We start from the raw sequence: 16,269 nt of genomic DNA, 5'->3' as shown, positions 1-16,269 counted from the left end.
GCTCACTTGCCCCGGTTGGGCGAAGAGATCGCGCGGTCGCTATCCGCACCGATGAAATCGATGACTTCAAGCGCCTGCGGGCAATCCAGATAGTCGTTACGGTCGATGGCCGCCGCATTGCCGCGGATCGTGCCCTCAGCCTCGAAAATCGCCTTGTAGACGCGTCTGACCTTATGGATATCGGCGCGCTCGATGCCGGCACGGGTCATGCCGACGACGTTCAGGCCGCCGAGGATACCGGGATTGCCATTCAGCATGCCATAGGGAATGACATCGTAATTGACCGCCGAAAGTCCGCCGATGAAGGCCTGGCGGCCGATGCGGGTGAACTGGTGCACGGCGCAGCCACCGCCGAGAATAGCGCGGTCCTCAATGGTGACATGGCCCGCCAGCATCACATTGTTGGACAGGACGATGTGGCTGCCGAGGCGGCAATCATGCGCCACATGCGAATTGGCGAGGAAAAGATTATCGTCACCGATAATGGTCTTGCTGCTGCCATCGGAACTGCCGGCGTTCATCGTCACGCCTTCACGCATGATGCAGCGCTCACCGATCTCGAGGGTCGTTTCCGAACCGTCGTGGCGAATTGCCTGCGGCGTCCCGCCGATGACCGCCATGGGATGGACAACCGAACCACGGCCGATGACGGTCAGGCCGGAAACAACGGCGTGATTGTGCAGCTGGACACCGTCATGCAGCGTGACTTTCGCGCCGACATAGCTCAGCGCACCGATGACGACGTTTTCACCGATCACCGCGCCGTCTTCGATCACGGCGCTCGGGTGAATTCTGGCCGAGGCGGCAATCGTGCTCATTGCTGATCCTCGGGGATCATCATGGCACCGACATCGGCCTCCGCCACCAGCGCGCCGTCCACCTTCGCCTCGCAATGGAATTTAAAGACATTGCCGCGCTGACGCTGCTTCACGACATGGATTTCCAGACGATCGCCGGGGATCACGGGCTTGCGGAACCGCGCATTGTCGATTGTCATGAAATAAACTAGGTGACCGCCCTCACCCTGGCTGCGAGCGCAGATCGCACCCGCCGTCTGGGCCATGGCTTCGACGATCAGAACGCCCGGCATGATCGGCCGGTCCGGGAAGTGACCGGTGAAATGCGGTTCATTGACAGTCACGTTCTTGATGCCAATCGCCGAGTTGTTACCGTCGATCTCGATGATCTTGTCGATCAGCAGGAATGGGTAACGATGCGGCAGAAGCTTCATGACTTCCAGAATGTCAGCCGCGCCCAGCGCCGTCTTCGTTTCTTCAGTCATTGTTTTTCTCTCCTGTTTTTTTATCACGCCCTTCAGCGCGCGCCAGAATTTCGGCCATGTCGCGCAGGAAATATTTCATCGGACGCGCGGGCGTGCCGCCATAACGGGCGCCTGCCGGAACGTCCGCCACAACGCCGCTCATCGCCGCGATCTGTACGCCGTCGCCAATGTTGATATGGCCATTGATGCCGGCCGCGCCGCCAATCATCACACCGTCGCCGATGCGGGTGCTGCCCGCAATGCCGACCTTGCTGACGATGCCGCAATGGCGGCCGATGCGGACGTTGTGGCCGATCTGGACCTGATTGTCGATCTTGGTGCCTTCGCCGATGACCGTGTCATCCATGGTGCCACGATCGATCGTGGTGTTGGCGCCAATCTCGACATTGTCCTGAATGATGACCCGGCCGATCTGCACGATCTTCAACATGCCGCGCGGACCGGGCGCATAACCGAAACCGTCCTGACCGATGCGCGCGCCGTTATGGATAATCACATTATTACCGATGAGGGCCGCAAGAACGCTTGCGCCGCCGGCAATGGTGCAATCGCGCCCGATCTGTACATCCTGCCCGATGATGACGCCGGGACCGATGCGCGTGCCCGCGCCGATATGGGCGCCAGCTCCAATCACGGCGAGCGACTCGACGATGACACCCGCCTCCAGCTTTGCGGATGGATCGACATGTGCAGCATGGGAAATTTCAGCTTCCATCCGCGCAATAGGACCCGGACGCATGGCGGAGGGATGCAGCAAGGCACCCACCTGCGCAAAAAGCGTGTGCGGGTTTTTCGATATCAGCGCAGGGGTGTGAGACGGAAGCATGTCTACAAGTGCGGCGTCACAAATGACGGCGCCAGCGTCGCAGGTCTGCAGCTCATCGCGGTTCTTGCGCGAAAGAATATAGCAGAGCTGATCGGGTTTTGCCCGGTAGACCGGCGCAACGGACCGAATGATCCGCTCTCCCGCCGCGTCATCAGACAGTTCCGCCCCAAAACGGTCTGCGATATCTTTCAATCGCAGTCCCTCGTGGGGCGGAAAAAAGGCGTTGTATTCCATCAGCCGGAAACTCCAGAACGTTCAAAGTTGCAGTTCTGGACTGCCGATATCAGAAAGTGTTGGACATGCCAAACCGGAAACGCTGTTCCTCGTCGTAGTCTTCCTTGGCGAAAGGCACGGCGTAGTCGACGCGGATCGGACCGAAGGGCGACGCCCACATCACGCCGATACCGGCGGATGCGCGGATGGAGTTGTCGTCCTTCACACCGGCGCTGTTGGCAACCTTGTTGCCATAGAGCGTGCCGGCATCCACGAAGCCAGCGAGGCGAAGGCCGAAATCTTCCGGAACGCCAGGCATCGGAGCCGTGACTTCAGCAGAAGCGGCGAAATAGGTCGTGCCGCCGATGGAGTCGGAACCGATGCGCGGACCGATACCATCGTTCTTGAAGCCGCGAACCTGACGACCGCCAAACTTGAACTGATCGAATACTAGCAGGTTGTCACCCGTCGGCATGACGTGGCCCGCCTGACCGGTGATCGAACCAATGACATCGTACTCGTCAGACAGCGTGTAGAAGAAGCGAGCCTTGGCGTAAATCTTGTAATATTCGGAATCGCCGCCGAGACCTGCAAATTCGTTCGTCAGAGCAGCCTGCCAGCCTTCGCGTGGCATGTTGCGGTCGTCGAGCGTATTGTAGTTCAGCGTGTTCGAAATGATGGACTGTGTCCAGTCACCGCCACGGATCAGATCCTTGTAGGGCTCAGCAAGGTTGCTGCCGGTTTCCCAGTCGCCCTCACCGTCATAATTGATCTGCTTGTAGGTGTACTTGAACGTCGTCGAGAGGTCTTCGGTGATCGGCGCGGTCACGCGCAGCGAGAAGCCCTGCTCGTCGTAGTCATAATAGTCTTCGCTGCGGCTCTGGCTCTTGAACAGGTCGAAACCTGCAGCAAGACGGTAGCCGAGGAAATAGGGTTCCGTGAAGGAGAGCGTGTAGGTACGCGCATCATCTTCACCCGCACCGGCGGCGAGACGGATGTACTGGCCGCGGCCGAGGAAGTTCTTTTCTTCGATGGAGGCTTCGAGCAGCACACCGTCGTTCTGCGAATAGCCGGCACCGATACCGAACGAACCCGTCGACTGATCTTCTACGTCGACAACGATGACGACGCGGTCAGGCGCGCTGCCGCCGGCGGTCGAAATATTGACCTTCGAGAAATAGCCGAGCGCTTCGAGACGGCGCTTTGCAGCCGTGATGACCGTCTGGTTGAACGCATCGCCTTCGGAAATATCGAACTCGCGACGAATGACATAGTCACGCGTACGGGTGTTGCCGCGGATTTCGATACGCTCGACATAGGCGCGCTCGCCCTGGTCGACGATATAGGTCACACCGATGGTGTTGCCAGCCATGTCGCGGTCGCCGCGCGGCGTTACGCGGGCAAAAGGATAACCTTCGCCGGCCACGCGCTTGGAAATCGCTTCCATACTCTGCTGAACTTCCTTGGCGCTGTAGCTTCCGCCCTGATGGGTTTCCACGAGGCCCTGAAGCTCCGAACCGTCGACGCCCGGAACGGTCGATTCGACCGCGACGTTGCCGAAGTTGTAACGCTGACCTTCATCGACCGTGATGGAGATGGTGTATTCGTTCTTGGACTCGTCCAGCACAGCCTCGGAGGACACGACACGGAAGTCGGCATAACCGCGGTTGTAGTAGAACTGGCGCAGCGCCTCTTCGTCGGCGCGCAGCTTGTCCTCGTTATAGACGTCCTTACGCGTCAGGAACGACAGCATGTTGGACTTCTTGGTATTTATGACGGCGGCCAGACGGCCATCGCTATAGGCATTGTTGCCGACGAAATCGATACGGCCGATCTTCGTGCGCTCGCCTTCATTGATGACGAAAGCAATGTTCACACGGCCCTGACCGACGGAAACGGTCTGCGTGGTGACTTCAACATCGCTACGGCCGATGGCGGCGTAGGCTTCCTTGATGCGGGCAATATCCGCCGTCACGATGGCCTGATTGAACGGGCCGAGGGACTGGGTCTGCACGACGCCGGCGAGCTTGTCGTCCTTGATCTTGCGGTTACCGTTGAAGACCACCTGGTTGACGAGCTGGTTCTCATTGACGGTCACGACCAGCGTGCTGCCGGAAACGCGCATGGAAACATTCGAGAAGTAACCGGTGGCGTAAAGACGCTTCACCGATTCATCGATGTCCGAATTGGAAAAGTTCTTACCCGGCGCAATGGTGATGTTGGAACGCACGGAGTCCGCACCGGACCTGTCGGCCCCGCGAACATCGATCCTGCTGATGACGGCCGCATTTGCAGCGCCAGCAGAGGCAAGCACGCCAAGGCCCGCAACCGAAGCAACACCGGCAGACAGAGCAACCGCCGACACAGCGTTCAAAAATCTTGAACCAGCCTTCATTTCAATTCTTACCTTTTTACGTTGTCCCTCAGCGGGCGGAACCCGACTCCGGCCATGTGCGTCGTTTTACCTGCTTTTCCCCTACAAGCAAGCGCGAACGTTAAATTCTGTTTACTTCGTGCTCCAGAGTGGCTCATTCGCCACTTCGGCATAAAAACAAGGTAAACAAATAACTAACAAAACCGTTAAAACACAATCCTCAGCCGATCAAGCTGCTGATATCATTCCATGTTGCAAAAACCATAAGACCCAAAATCATCATCATCCCGATACGGAACGCGACTTCCTGCGCGCCCGCGCCGAGCGGCCTGCCGCGAATGGCCTCGATGGCGTAGAACACCAGATGCCCGCCGTCCAGAACCGGCACAGGCATCAGGTTCAAAAGACCGATGGATACGGAAAGAACGGCGGCAAGCTGGATAACGGCGGAAATGCCGAGCGTCGCCATCTGGCCGGAGGCCTGCGCCACACGCACCGGACCGCCAAGCTGATCGGCATTCATGCGCCCTGTCACGAGATTGCCGATATAGTTGAATGTGCCGGTGATGACGTGACCTGTTTCGCGCACGCCTTCGACCAGCGCCTCGGACGGCGAATATTCGATATGGCGGAAATTGCCGCTGGTCTGGTCGGTGACGATGCCGATAATGCCCATTTCCAGCTTGTTGCCGAACTGGTCGGTGGTTTCGGTGCGGGTCGGGACCATCGGCAGCTTAAGCTCCTCGCCTGCCCTTTCAACAGTCACCGTGATCGGTGTGCCCGGCCGGATGCCGACGTAACGGCGGACATCCTCGAAGGTCATCACTTTTTCGCCATCGATCGCGATGAGCCGGTCGCCGGGCTGCACGCCCGCGGCGGCAGCCGCGCTGTTTTCACGGACTTCCGCCACGACCGGATCGGCGATCATCCGGCCGTAGATGCCGAAGAGCACCGCGAAGATGAGAATGGCGAGAATGAAATTGGCGATCGGGCCCGCGGCAACCGTGGCCGCTCTTTTCCACAGCTTTGCACCGGAAAGCGTCTGCGCCCTCTCCTCCAGCGACATATGCGACAGGCCGGAACTATCCGGCTTGCTCGCCGCATCCTCATCGCCGAAGAACTTGACGTAACCGCCGAGCGGGATCGCGGAAATCTTCCACCGCGTGCCGCGTTTGTCGGTGAAACCGATCAGCTCCGGGCCGAAGCCGATGGAGAATGCGGTGGAGCGGATGCCGCACCAGCGACCGACCAGATAATGGCCCATTTCATGGACAAAAACGAGCAGCGACAGCACCAGGATGAAGGGCACGATATAGCCGGTCAGAAAGCCGGTCGCCGCCATTACTGTGTTCATGACAATCTGCCCTTTGTGTCGTGACCTTTCGCGCCGCTCAGAAACCCGGCAACAGACCGCCGCCCGATCCGGGCACGTCGCCGGTTGCCGCCGCATGCACGAAAGCAATGAGGAATACCGTAAAGCAGGCGAAAACAAGACCGTCGACACGGTCCATGAAGCCACCATGGCCCGGAATGAGATGACTGGAATCCTTGACCTGGAAACGCCGTTTCACGAAGGATTCGAAGAGATCGCCGATCTGGCTGAACACCGAGAGGATAAGGGCGAGCCCCAGCACCAGCACGCTGATCCTGCCGTGATAGGCCATGGACACCGCGCCGCCGCCGATCACGGCCGCCACCGCCCCGCCGATGGCGCCGGACCAAGTCTTGCCGGGCGAGATCGAAGGCGCAAGCTTCGGCCCGCCAATGGCGCGTCCGACGAAATAGGCGAGAATATCCGTCGACCAGACGACGGCGAAGATAAACAGGATGGACACGAAGCCCGTCAGCTCGTCACCACGAATGGCTGCCAGCGATATGCCGCTCAGGCCCGCATAAAAAATGCCGCCCACCAGCCACCAGTTCCTGCCGCGCAAAATTGGAAACAGCGCCGCCGTCAGCGTGAAACCGGATAAGAGCGGCAGATCGAGCGAGGATTCTCCGAATATCGTATTGCCGGCGATGACGGCGACCGCGAACCAGCCCCAGGCATTGCCCGTCGAATTGGTCTCCGACAGCCGGGTAATCGTCGACCATTCATAATAGATGAGGATCGCCAGAAGGCCCGCGACGATGCGGAACAGAATGCCGCCATACCAGGTCGCGGCCAGAATGACCGCCGCCATGACGATTGCGGACACGATCCGCAGTCTGAGTTCACGGCTCATCAGGCGCCTGCCACGGCAACCTGCTCGGTGAGTGCACCGAAGCGGCGGTCACGCGTTGCATATTGCTCGATTGCGGAGAAGAATCGCTGGCGGTCGAAGTCCGGCCAATATTCGGGAACGAACAGGAATTCGGAATAAGCGGCCTGCCAGAGCAGGAAGTTCGACAGGCGCTCTTCGCCGCTGGTGCGGATGATGAGATCCGGATCGGGCATACCCGACGTGTCGAGTCTGGCCGAAATCATCTCCGGCGTAATGGATTCTGCATTCATCCTGCCTTCGGCGACATCGCGCGCAATCGCCGCTGTCGCACGCGCAATCTCGTCGCGGCTTCCGTAGTTGAAGGCGATCACCAGCGTCAGCTTGGTATTGTCCGCCGTCATCTGTTCCGCCTCTTCGAGGAGAGAACGGATGTCGTGCTTCAGCCCCTGCCGGTCGCCGATGATCCGCACACGGACATTTTCGCGGTGCAGTTCCGCAAGATCACGCCGGATGAAGGCTTTCAAAAGCCCCATCAGATCGCTCACCTCGGATTCGGGTCTGCGCCAGTTTTCCGACGAGAAGGCAAAGAGCGTGAGATAGCGTATTCCGCAATCGCCAGCCGCGCGCACGGTCTCGCGCACGGCCTCCACACCGCGGCGATGCCCCATCACGCGCGGAAGACCGCGCTGCTTTGCCCAGCGTCCATTGCCATCCATGATGATGGCGACGTGCTCGGGTATGGAGGAACGTGTCGTCGTCGGCATATCGATCCAGTAACAGGGCAGCGCGGAATTAAAACGAATAAAATACAGGTCTATCGCGAACGATATCAGACCTGCATGATTTCCTTTTCCTTCTCGGCAAGCAAGCGGTCAATTTCCGAAATCGTGTCATCGGTCATTTTCTGAACCTTTTCCGACTGTCCACGGCTTTCGTCCTGACCGATGTCACCGTCCTTTTCGGCTTTTTTCAGACCATCCATGCCATCGCGACGCACATGGCGAATCGCCACCTTGGACTTTTCGGCATAATCATGGGCGACCTTGACGAGCGATTTGCGGCGCTCCTCGTTCAGTTCCGGAAGCGGGATACGCAGGTTCTGGCCGTCGACGATGGGGTTGAGGCCGAGATTGGATTCGCGGATCGCACGGTCGACGGCGTTGACCATCGACTTGTCCCAGATGTTGACGCCGAGCATGCGCGGCTCCGGAACGGTGATATTCGCAACCTGGTTCAGCGGTACGCGCGAGCCATAAGCCTCGATGGTCACCGGATCGAGAATGTTGGCCGAAGCGCGGCCGGTGCGAAGCGATGCGATATCGCTCTTGAATGCATTGATGGCGCCGTCCATACGGCGCTTGATATCGTTGAGGTCAACACCACTCATCTTGATACTCCATCTTGTCGGCCAAGCCGGCCGTAATCGCCCCTTGAGGCGGCATCGTTTTGATTATTTGTCGTGCACGATGGTCTTGCGGCCGCCGCCGGTCAATATCTGCGCAAAACCGCCCTTCTCGTGGATCGAGAAAACAATGATCGGAATGTGGTTTTCGCGGGCAAGCGCAACGGCGGCGATATCCATGACCGCCAATCCCTTGCCGAGCACTTCGCTGTGGGTCAATTCATCGAAACGGGTCGCCGTCGGATCCTTCTTCGGGTCGGCGGAATAGATGCCGTCCACCTGCGTGCCCTTGAAGATGGCTTCGGCGCCCATTTCCGCAGCGCGCAAGGCCGCGGCAGAATCAGTGGTGAAGAATGGGTTGCCCGTACCGCCGGCGAAAATCACCACACGCCCCTGCGCGAGATGATGGAGCGCCGCACGCTGCGAGAAGCTCTCACAGATTTCAGGCATGGCGATTGCGGACAGAACGACGGTGTCGATGCTGAGCTTGCGCAGCGAGGTTGCGAGCGCCAGCGCGTTGATGACGGTCGCCAGCATGCCCATATGGTCGCCGGTAACCCGGTCGCCGCCCTTGGAGGCCACGGCAACGCCGCGGAAAATATTGCCGCCGCCGACGACAACGCCGACTTCGACGCCCATCGCCCTCGCCTCGGCGATATCGGAAGCGATGCGGTCAGCCACCGCCACATCGATACCGAAACCCTGATCGCCCATGAGGGCTTCGCCGGAAGCCTTGAGAAGAACGCGTTTGTAGATCGGCTTGGAAGACATCATGACTCCTCGGAAATGTAACCGAAACGCGGATACACGAAGGGCACCGCGTTGTCACGCGATGCCCTCCCGTTTTCCCAAGATTGGGTAAATATAATCAGCCCTTGGCGACGGCTGCGACTTCGGCTGCGAAATCGCTTTCTTCCTTCTCGACGCCATCGCCGAGCAGCAGGCGAACCATGCCCGTCACTTCGATCGAAGCGCCGGCTTCCTTTTCGGCTTCCTTGACGGCAGCGCCGACGGTCAGGTCCGGGTTGATGACGAAAGCCTGCGACAGAAGGGCGACTTCTTCGAAGAACTTGCGCATACGGCCATCGACCATCTTTTCGATGATGGCTTCCGGCTTGCCGGATTCGCGGGCCTGTTCGATGAAGACGTTGCGCTCGCGCTCGGCAACGGCGGCGTCGACTTCTTCAGCGCGGATGGCGAGCGGGTTGGTCGCAGCGATGTGCATGGCAACCTGACGGCCGATGGAGTTCAGAACGGCCTTGTCGCCTTCCGACTTCAGGGCAACGAGAACGCCGAGCTTGCCGATGCCGTCGCCGGCAGCATTGTGGATGTAGGTCGCAACAACGCCGTGCGGAACTTCGAGCGCTGCCGAGCGGCGGAGCGTCATGTTTTCGCCGATGGTGGCAATCGCGTCCTTGATGCTGTCGGCAACGGACTTGCCGGTCGCCGGATAGGTGGCAGCGGAAACAGCGTCAACGGTGCCGTTGGTGGTGAGGGCAACCTGGGCGATACCGCGGATGAGGTCCTGGAACGCATCGTTACGGGCAACGAAGTCGGTTTCGGAGTTCAGCTCAACGACGACAGCCTTGTGACCCATGGTGGCAACGCCGACCAGACCTTCGGCAGCCGTACGGCCGGACTTCTTGTCGGCCTTTGCGATGCCCTTGGCGCGCAGCCAGTCGATCGCCGCTTCCATGTCGCCATTGGTCTCAGCAAGAGCCTTCTTGCAGTCCATCATGCCTGCGCCAGACTTTTCGCGCAGTTCCTTCACCATTGCGGCTGTGATTTCGGTCATTGTTTGCCTCTTATCGGTTCGATCGGTCAGCCGGCGGAATTTGCCGTGCCGAAGTTCTGGGTGATGACTGTACCCGGCCGCACACCCTTTGAAACCGGAGAGGATTTCAGGAAAGGGGCATGCGCATTCCCAAGTGCTGCGGCGTCTCCATGCATCGAGATGATGGGTGCCGCTGAAGTATGACAGCGTTATGAAGACTGCCTTCCGTTTCAACCGCATCGGACGCCAGCGATTTCATAAAAACGTGGCGGAGCGCTTGAAACGAACAAGGCCGTCAACCCATTGAAGGTCTTTGACGGCCTTGTCATATCCTGGTCGAGGAGACGGCGACCGAGATCGCCGCCAGACAGGGCCTATATCAGGCGCCAGCCTCGTCTTCGAGAGCGGGCTCGATCGGAGCTTCTTCCGAAGCGCCGATGTCGCGGCCGGAAGCGCCCTGCTGACGGGCAATACCGTCGATGGCAGCGCGGGCGATCAGGTCGCAGTAAAGCGAGATGGCGCGCGAAGCATCGTCGTTACCCGGGATCGGGTAGTCGATGTGGTCCGGATCGCAATTGCTGTCGATGATCGCAACGACCGGAATGCCAAGACGCTTGGCTTCTTCGATCGCGATCTTTTCCTTGTTGGTGTCGATGATGAACATCAGGTCCGGAACGCCGCCCATATCGCGGATACCGCCGAGAGCCTTTTCAAGCTTTTCGCGCTCGCGCTCGAGGTTCAGGCGTTCCTTCTTGGAGTAGCCGGAAGCTTCCGAGTTCAGGATCTCGTCGACCTTGCGCAGGCGCTGGATCGAGTTGGAGATGGTCTTCCAGTTGGTCATCATGCCGCCGAGCCAGCGGGAGTTGACGTAGTACTGGGCCGAACGCTTTGCGCTGTCGGCGATGATTTCGGACGCCTGGCGCTTGGTGCCGACGAACAGAACGCGACCGCCGCGAGCGACGGTGTCGGACACGACCTGAAGGGCGCGCGACAGCATCGGAACGGTCTGGGCCAGGTCGATGATGTGGATGTTGTTACGGTCGCCGAAGATGTACGGCTTCATCTTCGGGTTCCAGCGGTGCGTCTGGTGGCCGAAGTGAACACCAGCTTCCAGAAGCTGGCGCATAGAAAAATCGGGCAATGCCATGCCTTGTTACTCCTTTTCCGGTTTAACCCCCGCGAAGCGAACAGCACCGATTTTCATCGATACCACCGGGCGGAACGGACCGGATTTCTCCCGGAACATCCCAAGCTTCGCGTGTGGAATGGTGAGCCGCATACAGTCGCCCGCATGAAAATGCAAGCATTTATGCGAAAAAACCGCAGAAACAGCCGCCTTTCAGCGGACAGGCTTGTTTTCGCAGGTTTCGGGCTTGAGAATATCCAGCTTCGCAAGCTTTCCCGTCAGAACGAAATCGCCGTAATCCATCGTCAGATCGCGGGTGATTCCGTTTTCGTAAAGCTTGAACGACATGCGGTAGATCGGCAAAGCGTCCGTGCCGGTCTTGTCGTTGTAATAGGCGATCGTTACCGGCCAGAATGCCGCCTTGGCGAATTCCCCCGCCTTGCCGGCGTCGGCATCGCCATCCTTCGGCATCTGCGACTTGCCGACCAGGGTGGAGGTGATCAGGCTTTCATCGCCATCGTCCGAACCGTCGAATATCCGGGATTCGAAGATGCGCTTTCCCTGTTTCGCATGTTCGATGACCTGAAACATGTGCTGCGTCGGGAATTCGCTGGCGACGAGACTGACCTGGCGGGCATCCGGGCGGGTCAGATCGACCTTCACGCCATCGGTGCCGTCGGTCGCGGCGCCCTGCACTTCCTTGTCCAGCTTGTCGTCGGTGTAGGACTTGGTTTCGAAGGTGAATTTCTTGGCCGTGAGATCCTCGAAGGTCGTGGTCTGCTGGTCGGTCATGCGCACGGCATCGCCGGTGTTGATCTGCGTCACGAAACGGAAATCCGTCTTGTAGCCCTGACAGGCCGAGCCGGTGAACTCATAGACCATGCGGCCCGTCATGCCCTCGATTCCGGATCGATCGGACGCATCCTTGAGTTCGAGATCGTAGACGGCGCGGTGGGCGACGAGATCGGGAACCGTGACCGGCAAGGCATTGGCAGCGTTTGACAGGCCGGTCATAAGCCCTGTTGCGGCAGCGAAACCAAGCGTCCTGACAAACATGCAATATCTCCTGTTGGACTCGCCGCTCATATTGTACAAGCAACCGCCCGGCTTTTGGATCAACATCTTCTGAATGCCGGATTCTTGAAGGATTTACAACAAAACCGGAGACGAAAATGTCGGACGTCATCGAAGGCCGCCTCAAGGAACTTGGCTTTACGCTCCCCGTAGCCGCAGCACCAGCCGCAAACTACGTTCCATTCACCATCAGCGGCAATCTGCTTTATGTATCGGGTCAACTGCCGATGGAATCGGGCAAGATTGCGGTGACGGGCCTCGTTGGCCGCGATGTCGACGTGCCAAGCGCCCAGCGCGCGGCCGAACTTTGCGCCGTCAACATTCTTGCACAGGTCAAGGCCGCTTTGAATGGCGATCTCTCGAAAATCCGCCGTGTCATCAAGCTGAATGGCTTTGTTGCGTCGGTTCCGGAGTTCGTCGAACAGCACCTCGTCATCAACGGTGCTTCCAATCTCATTGCCAATGTTCTCGGTGAGCCGGGCAAACATGCCCGCGCCGCCGTCGGCATGGCCTGCCTGCCCTTCAATGCCGCCGTCGAAATCGACGCCATCGTGGAAATCGACGTATGACGCTGAAACTCTCCTGGCTGACGGCTCAGCCCGTCGCCCATCGCGGTTATCACGATCTCAATAAAGCGATCTGGGAAAACACGCTTTCCGCCTTTTCCCGCGCCATCGAAGCCGGTTTCGCCATCGAATGCGACGTGCAGCTGGCCGCCGACAGTGTGCCGGTGATTTTTCACGACGACGACATGGCCCGTCTGACCGGCATCAAGGGCGATGTGCGCGAACGCACATCAGCCGAGCTGTCGCTTCTTGCCGTCGGCCAGACCGGGGACCGGGTCCCTACCCTCAAACAGCTTCTCACGCTCTGCGCCGGCAAGGTGCCGCTGGTGATCGAGCTGAAAGGCCGCGCCGGTGAAGGCGTCGACGACGGTTTTGCCGAGGCGGTGCTGGAAGACCTCGAGGGCTATAAGGGCCATGTGGCGCTGATGAGCTTCGACCACCATCTGCTGAAAGATCTGAAGGCGGCCGGCTCGCCCTGGCCGCTGGGTCTGACGGCCGAAGGCGACAAGCCGGAAGACTTCTTCAAACATGACGAAGCGATGCAGATGGGTCTCGATTTTATCTCCTATCATTGGGGTCATCTGCCCAACAGCTTCATCGAGGCGCAAAGAAAACTTGGCCTTCCGGTGATTACCTGGACGGTCAGGGATGAAAATGCGCGCGAGACTACCTATAAATATGCGGATCAGATGACATTCGAAGGTTTCGACCCGAGAGAGAACCCGTCCGCCACGGCATGACAGAAGACTATTCCATCAGCATTGCGCAATCCTTCAGGGATATCGATCCGGAAAGCTGGAAGCGGCTTTCCGGAACCTCGCGCAATACGTCAGGAAAAATCTACAACCCATTTATTTCCCATGAATTTTTATCATCCATGGAAGAATCTGGGTCGGCGACAGCCAAAACCGGCTGGCTCGGGCACCATCTGCTTCTCGAAAACGCCTCCGGTGCTCTCGTCGGAGCGGTGCCGGCCTATCTGAAGAACCACAGCAAGGGCGAATATGTTTTCGACCATGGCTGGGCGGATGCTTTCGAACGGGCGGGCGGTCATTATTATCCGAAACTGCAATGCTCGGTCCCTTTCACGCCGGCAACCGGACCACGGTTGCTCGTCTGCGAAAACGAGGACGAGACACGTTTCAAGGCGCTACTGGCCTCCGGTCTCGCACAGGTGACGGAAAAGATCGGCGTCTCCTCGGCACATGTCACATTTCTGGAAGAGAACGATCTTTCCGCCCTTCTGCCCCGCGATTTCCTGCACAGGACCGACCAGCAGTTCCACTTCATCAATGACGGTTATCGCGACCATGGTGATTTTCTCGACGCCCTTTCCTCGCGCAAGCGCAAGGGGCTGAAGAAAGAACGCCGTGCGGTGCTGGAAAACGGCATCGAGATTGACTGGCTGACCGGAAGCGACCTGACCGAGGATATCTGGGACCAGTTCTTTGCCTTCTACATGGATACCGGCAGCCGCAAATGGGGCCGACCCTATCTGACGCGGGAATTTTATTCGCTGATCGGCGAGCGTATGGCCGATGATGTGCTGCTGGTGATGGCGAAACGCGAGGGACGCTATATTGCCGGTGCGATCAATTTCATCGGCTCGGACGCGCTTTATGGCCGCCACTGGGGCTGCATCGAGGATCACCCCTTTCTGCATTTCGAGGTCTGTTATCATCAGGCGATCGATTTCGCGCTTTCCAGGGGACTGAAACGGGTGGAAGCCGGCGCCCAGGGCGAACACAAGCTGGCGCGCGGTTACATGCCCGTCACCACCCATTCGGCGCATTTCATCGTCCACCCAGGCCTGCGCCGCGCCATTGCCGATTATCTTCAGCGCGAGCGCGAGGAAGTCGAGCATATCGGCGATTATCTTGATGAACACACGCCCTTCCGCAAGGGCGAGAGACAGGAACCGGACGTATAGTCCGCCATGAGGACAGATCACGATGACGGCCAGCGCCTATGACGACAACAATATCTTCGCAAAAATCCTGCGCGGCGAAATTCCGAGCCACAAGCTTTACGAAGACGAGCATACGCTTGCTTTCATGGATGTGATGCCGCAGGCCCCCGGCCATCTGCTCGTGGTTCCCAAGACCGGCTCCCGCAACCTGCTCGATGCCGACCCGGAAGTGCTGGCGAGGACCATTCCCGTGGTGCAGAAACTGGCCGTGGCGGCCAAGGAAGCCTTCGATGCCGATGGCGTCTTCATCGCGCAGTTCAACGAGCCGGCGGCTGGCCAGACCGTTTTCCACCTGCATTTCCACGTCATTCCGCGCAAGGAAGGTGAGCCGCTGAAGCCGCATTCCGGCGTGATGGCCGATGGCGAGGTGTTGAAGGCCCATGCGGAGAAGATAAAGGCCGCGCTTGCTTCGTGATGGCTGCCTCGCATGCGACGTCATCCTCGGCCTTGTGCCGAGGATCCAACCACGTATCTGAAATCAATCGGTTGCAGATGCCCGGGACAGGCCCGAGCATGACGGAGGAGAGGTTTTCGGACTGATCATTCCGGAGAACGGTAAGCATTCCGTTCCGGCCATGGCCAGCCTTCAAGCACCGTCATATCGGGCCGGAATATTTCCACCTTCAGCGGATAACAGGCTGCCGTGTCGCTCGAATGCGTGGCGCTGCAATCACCGCCCGGGCAGGCGGAAAGCGCGCCGACAAGATCGATCTCGGCAAAAAGCTCCAGATAATCACCCGGCCGCACCGGGCTCGCCTTCATGAAATATTGGTGTGTGTCGCGGGTGAAACCCGTGCACATGAAGACGTTGAGGACGTCATGCACATGCGGCTCCGCCTGCCGGAACGACAGGCCCTTGGCGGAGGCCAGCGCATTGGTGAGATTGGAATGGCAGCAATGGTGGTAGTCGCCGCCGCTCAGCAGCTTGTTGGTATAGGGATCGCAGCGTGTACCGATCACGTCATGCACACCGCCGCCGTCTTCGTCGAAGCCATACCATGACAGCGTATCATGCGTGATCGTCGCCATCGGCCGCAGGGACGGCAAGTTGCTCCACAGCCGGTTGCCGACCGAAACATGGGTGGCGTGCAGGGCGCGGGTCTTGCCGCTGAAAAACCGCTCGCTCAGATCATTGGCGTTCCAGAGGTTCAAGTCTCCGACCTGCGGACCTTCAACGCTTACGATGCGAAAGAAATGCCCCTTCGGCACATGAAAGGTGCGGCCGTCACGCGGCGGCACGATGACCTCATCGATCTTTTCCATGCCCCGTTTGGCTTCTTCCAAACGCGCGAGGTCTGGCATTTCAAGCGTCCCGTTCGGATAAACGACAACAGGACGGATGGCGCGGCGTTCAGCGGCGTCGACGGGTTCGGCGGCGGGCATGGGGGTCATGAAATCCTCGGGCAATCAAAATCTCGAGGCGAAATTGCGCCATGCTTGCTCGCCTGACAAGACGGGT

General features: G+C 59.1%; 17 protein-coding genes. 4 read left to right on the top strand and 13 right to left on the bottom strand.

Annotated features, from left to right (window positions below):
- Window positions 1-2: 2 nt before the first annotated feature.
- The 12 genes from lpxA to ACQZ5N_RS01765 all read right to left on the bottom strand — a co-directional run bounded on the left by lpxA (window position 3) and on the right by ACQZ5N_RS01765 (window position 12,257).
- The gene (gene lpxA, locus ACQZ5N_RS01820; RefSeq protein ID WP_059752796.1) at window positions 3-818 is read right to left on the bottom strand and encodes an acyl-ACP--UDP-N-acetylglucosamine O-acyltransferase; all 816 of its coding nucleotides are present in this window, start codon (window positions 816-818) and stop codon (window positions 3-5) included.
- Window positions 815-1,282, bottom strand: coding sequence for a 3-hydroxyacyl-ACP dehydratase FabZ (fabZ, locus tag ACQZ5N_RS01815; RefSeq protein WP_003521400.1), 468 nt, complete (start codon window positions 1,280-1,282; stop codon window positions 815-817). Before fabZ ends, lpxA begins: the two co-directional genes overlap by 4 nt.
- The gene (gene lpxD / locus ACQZ5N_RS01810; protein WP_003521402.1) at window positions 1,275-2,342 is read right to left on the bottom strand and encodes a UDP-3-O-(3-hydroxymyristoyl)glucosamine N-acyltransferase; all 1,068 of its coding nucleotides are present in this window, start codon (window positions 2,340-2,342) and stop codon (window positions 1,275-1,277) included. The genes fabZ and lpxD overlap by 8 nt, the downstream gene beginning before the upstream one ends.
- A 49-nt stretch (window positions 2,343-2,391) precedes the next feature.
- The gene (gene bamA / locus ACQZ5N_RS01805; protein ID WP_448731898.1) at window positions 2,392-4,716 is read right to left on the bottom strand and encodes an outer membrane protein assembly factor BamA; all 2,325 of its coding nucleotides are present in this window, start codon (window positions 4,714-4,716) and stop codon (window positions 2,392-2,394) included.
- Between the two features lie 199 nt (window positions 4,717-4,915).
- On the bottom strand, window positions 4,916-6,037 hold the full coding sequence (rseP, locus tag ACQZ5N_RS01800) for an RIP metalloprotease RseP (protein WP_003521404.1): 1,122 nt from the start codon (window positions 6,035-6,037) through the stop codon (window positions 4,916-4,918).
- 49 nt (window positions 6,038-6,086) lie between these two features.
- Window positions 6,087-6,920: a phosphatidate cytidylyltransferase gene (locus tag ACQZ5N_RS01795; RefSeq protein ID WP_003521405.1), complete on the bottom strand. Its 834-nt coding sequence runs from the start codon at window positions 6,918-6,920 to the stop codon at window positions 6,087-6,089.
- A complete protein-coding gene (locus ACQZ5N_RS01790; RefSeq protein WP_448731897.1) occupies window positions 6,920-7,663 on the bottom strand; it encodes an isoprenyl transferase in 744 nt (247 codons plus the stop codon). The genes ACQZ5N_RS01795 and ACQZ5N_RS01790 overlap by 1 nt, the downstream gene beginning before the upstream one ends.
- A gap of 65 nt (window positions 7,664-7,728) precedes the next feature.
- On the bottom strand, window positions 7,729-8,286 hold the full coding sequence (frr, locus tag ACQZ5N_RS01785) for a ribosome recycling factor (RefSeq protein WP_003521407.1): 558 nt from the start codon (window positions 8,284-8,286) through the stop codon (window positions 7,729-7,731).
- Between the two features lie 63 nt (window positions 8,287-8,349).
- Window positions 8,350-9,072 (bottom strand): UMP kinase, encoded by a 723-nt coding sequence (gene pyrH / locus ACQZ5N_RS01780; protein ID WP_003502561.1) that lies wholly within the window; start codon window positions 9,070-9,072, stop codon window positions 8,350-8,352.
- Between the two features lie 97 nt (window positions 9,073-9,169).
- Entirely contained in the window at window positions 9,170-10,096 is a 927-nt protein-coding gene (tsf, locus tag ACQZ5N_RS01775; protein WP_003521408.1) for a translation elongation factor Ts, read from the bottom strand.
- A gap of 358 nt (window positions 10,097-10,454) precedes the next feature.
- The gene (rpsB, locus tag ACQZ5N_RS01770; protein WP_003496241.1) at window positions 10,455-11,222 is read right to left on the bottom strand and encodes a 30S ribosomal protein S2; all 768 of its coding nucleotides are present in this window, start codon (window positions 11,220-11,222) and stop codon (window positions 10,455-10,457) included.
- A gap of 192 nt (window positions 11,223-11,414) precedes the next feature.
- Window positions 11,415-12,257 (bottom strand): cell envelope integrity EipB family protein, encoded by an 843-nt coding sequence (locus tag ACQZ5N_RS01765; protein ID WP_125146970.1) that lies wholly within the window; start codon window positions 12,255-12,257, stop codon window positions 11,415-11,417.
- 116 nt (window positions 12,258-12,373) lie between these two features.
- On the opposite strand from ACQZ5N_RS01765, the gene ACQZ5N_RS01760 reads away from it, so the two are divergent.
- The 4 genes from ACQZ5N_RS01760 to ACQZ5N_RS01745 are packed head-to-tail and all read left to right on the top strand — an operon-like array spanning window position 12,374 to window position 15,225.
- Window positions 12,374-12,844 (top strand): RidA family protein, encoded by a 471-nt coding sequence (locus ACQZ5N_RS01760; RefSeq protein WP_080817123.1) that lies wholly within the window; start codon window positions 12,374-12,376, stop codon window positions 12,842-12,844.
- Complete coding sequence (locus tag ACQZ5N_RS01755; RefSeq protein WP_448731896.1) at window positions 12,841-13,581, top strand: glycerophosphodiester phosphodiesterase; 741 nt, start codon at window positions 12,841-12,843, stop codon at window positions 13,579-13,581. The genes ACQZ5N_RS01760 and ACQZ5N_RS01755 overlap by 4 nt, the downstream gene beginning before the upstream one ends.
- A complete protein-coding gene (locus ACQZ5N_RS01750) occupies window positions 13,578-14,771 on the top strand; it encodes a GNAT family N-acetyltransferase (protein WP_448731895.1) in 1,194 nt (397 codons plus the stop codon). The genes ACQZ5N_RS01755 and ACQZ5N_RS01750 overlap by 4 nt, the downstream gene beginning before the upstream one ends.
- Before the next feature lie 22 nt (window positions 14,772-14,793).
- On the top strand, window positions 14,794-15,225 hold the full coding sequence (locus tag ACQZ5N_RS01745) for an HIT family protein (protein ID WP_003496252.1): 432 nt from the start codon (window positions 14,794-14,796) through the stop codon (window positions 15,223-15,225).
- A 125-nt stretch (window positions 15,226-15,350) separates the two neighbouring features.
- Here the strand turns inward: ACQZ5N_RS01745 and ACQZ5N_RS01740 are convergent, their stop codons facing one another.
- Window positions 15,351-16,202, bottom strand: coding sequence for an urea carboxylase-associated family protein (locus ACQZ5N_RS01740; protein ID WP_448731894.1), 852 nt, complete (start codon window positions 16,200-16,202; stop codon window positions 15,351-15,353).
- Window positions 16,203-16,269 lie beyond the last annotated feature (67 nt).

The organism is Agrobacterium sp. 22-221-1, from assembly GCF_053522445.1.
This window is presented reverse-complemented; position numbering and strand designations above follow the sequence as displayed.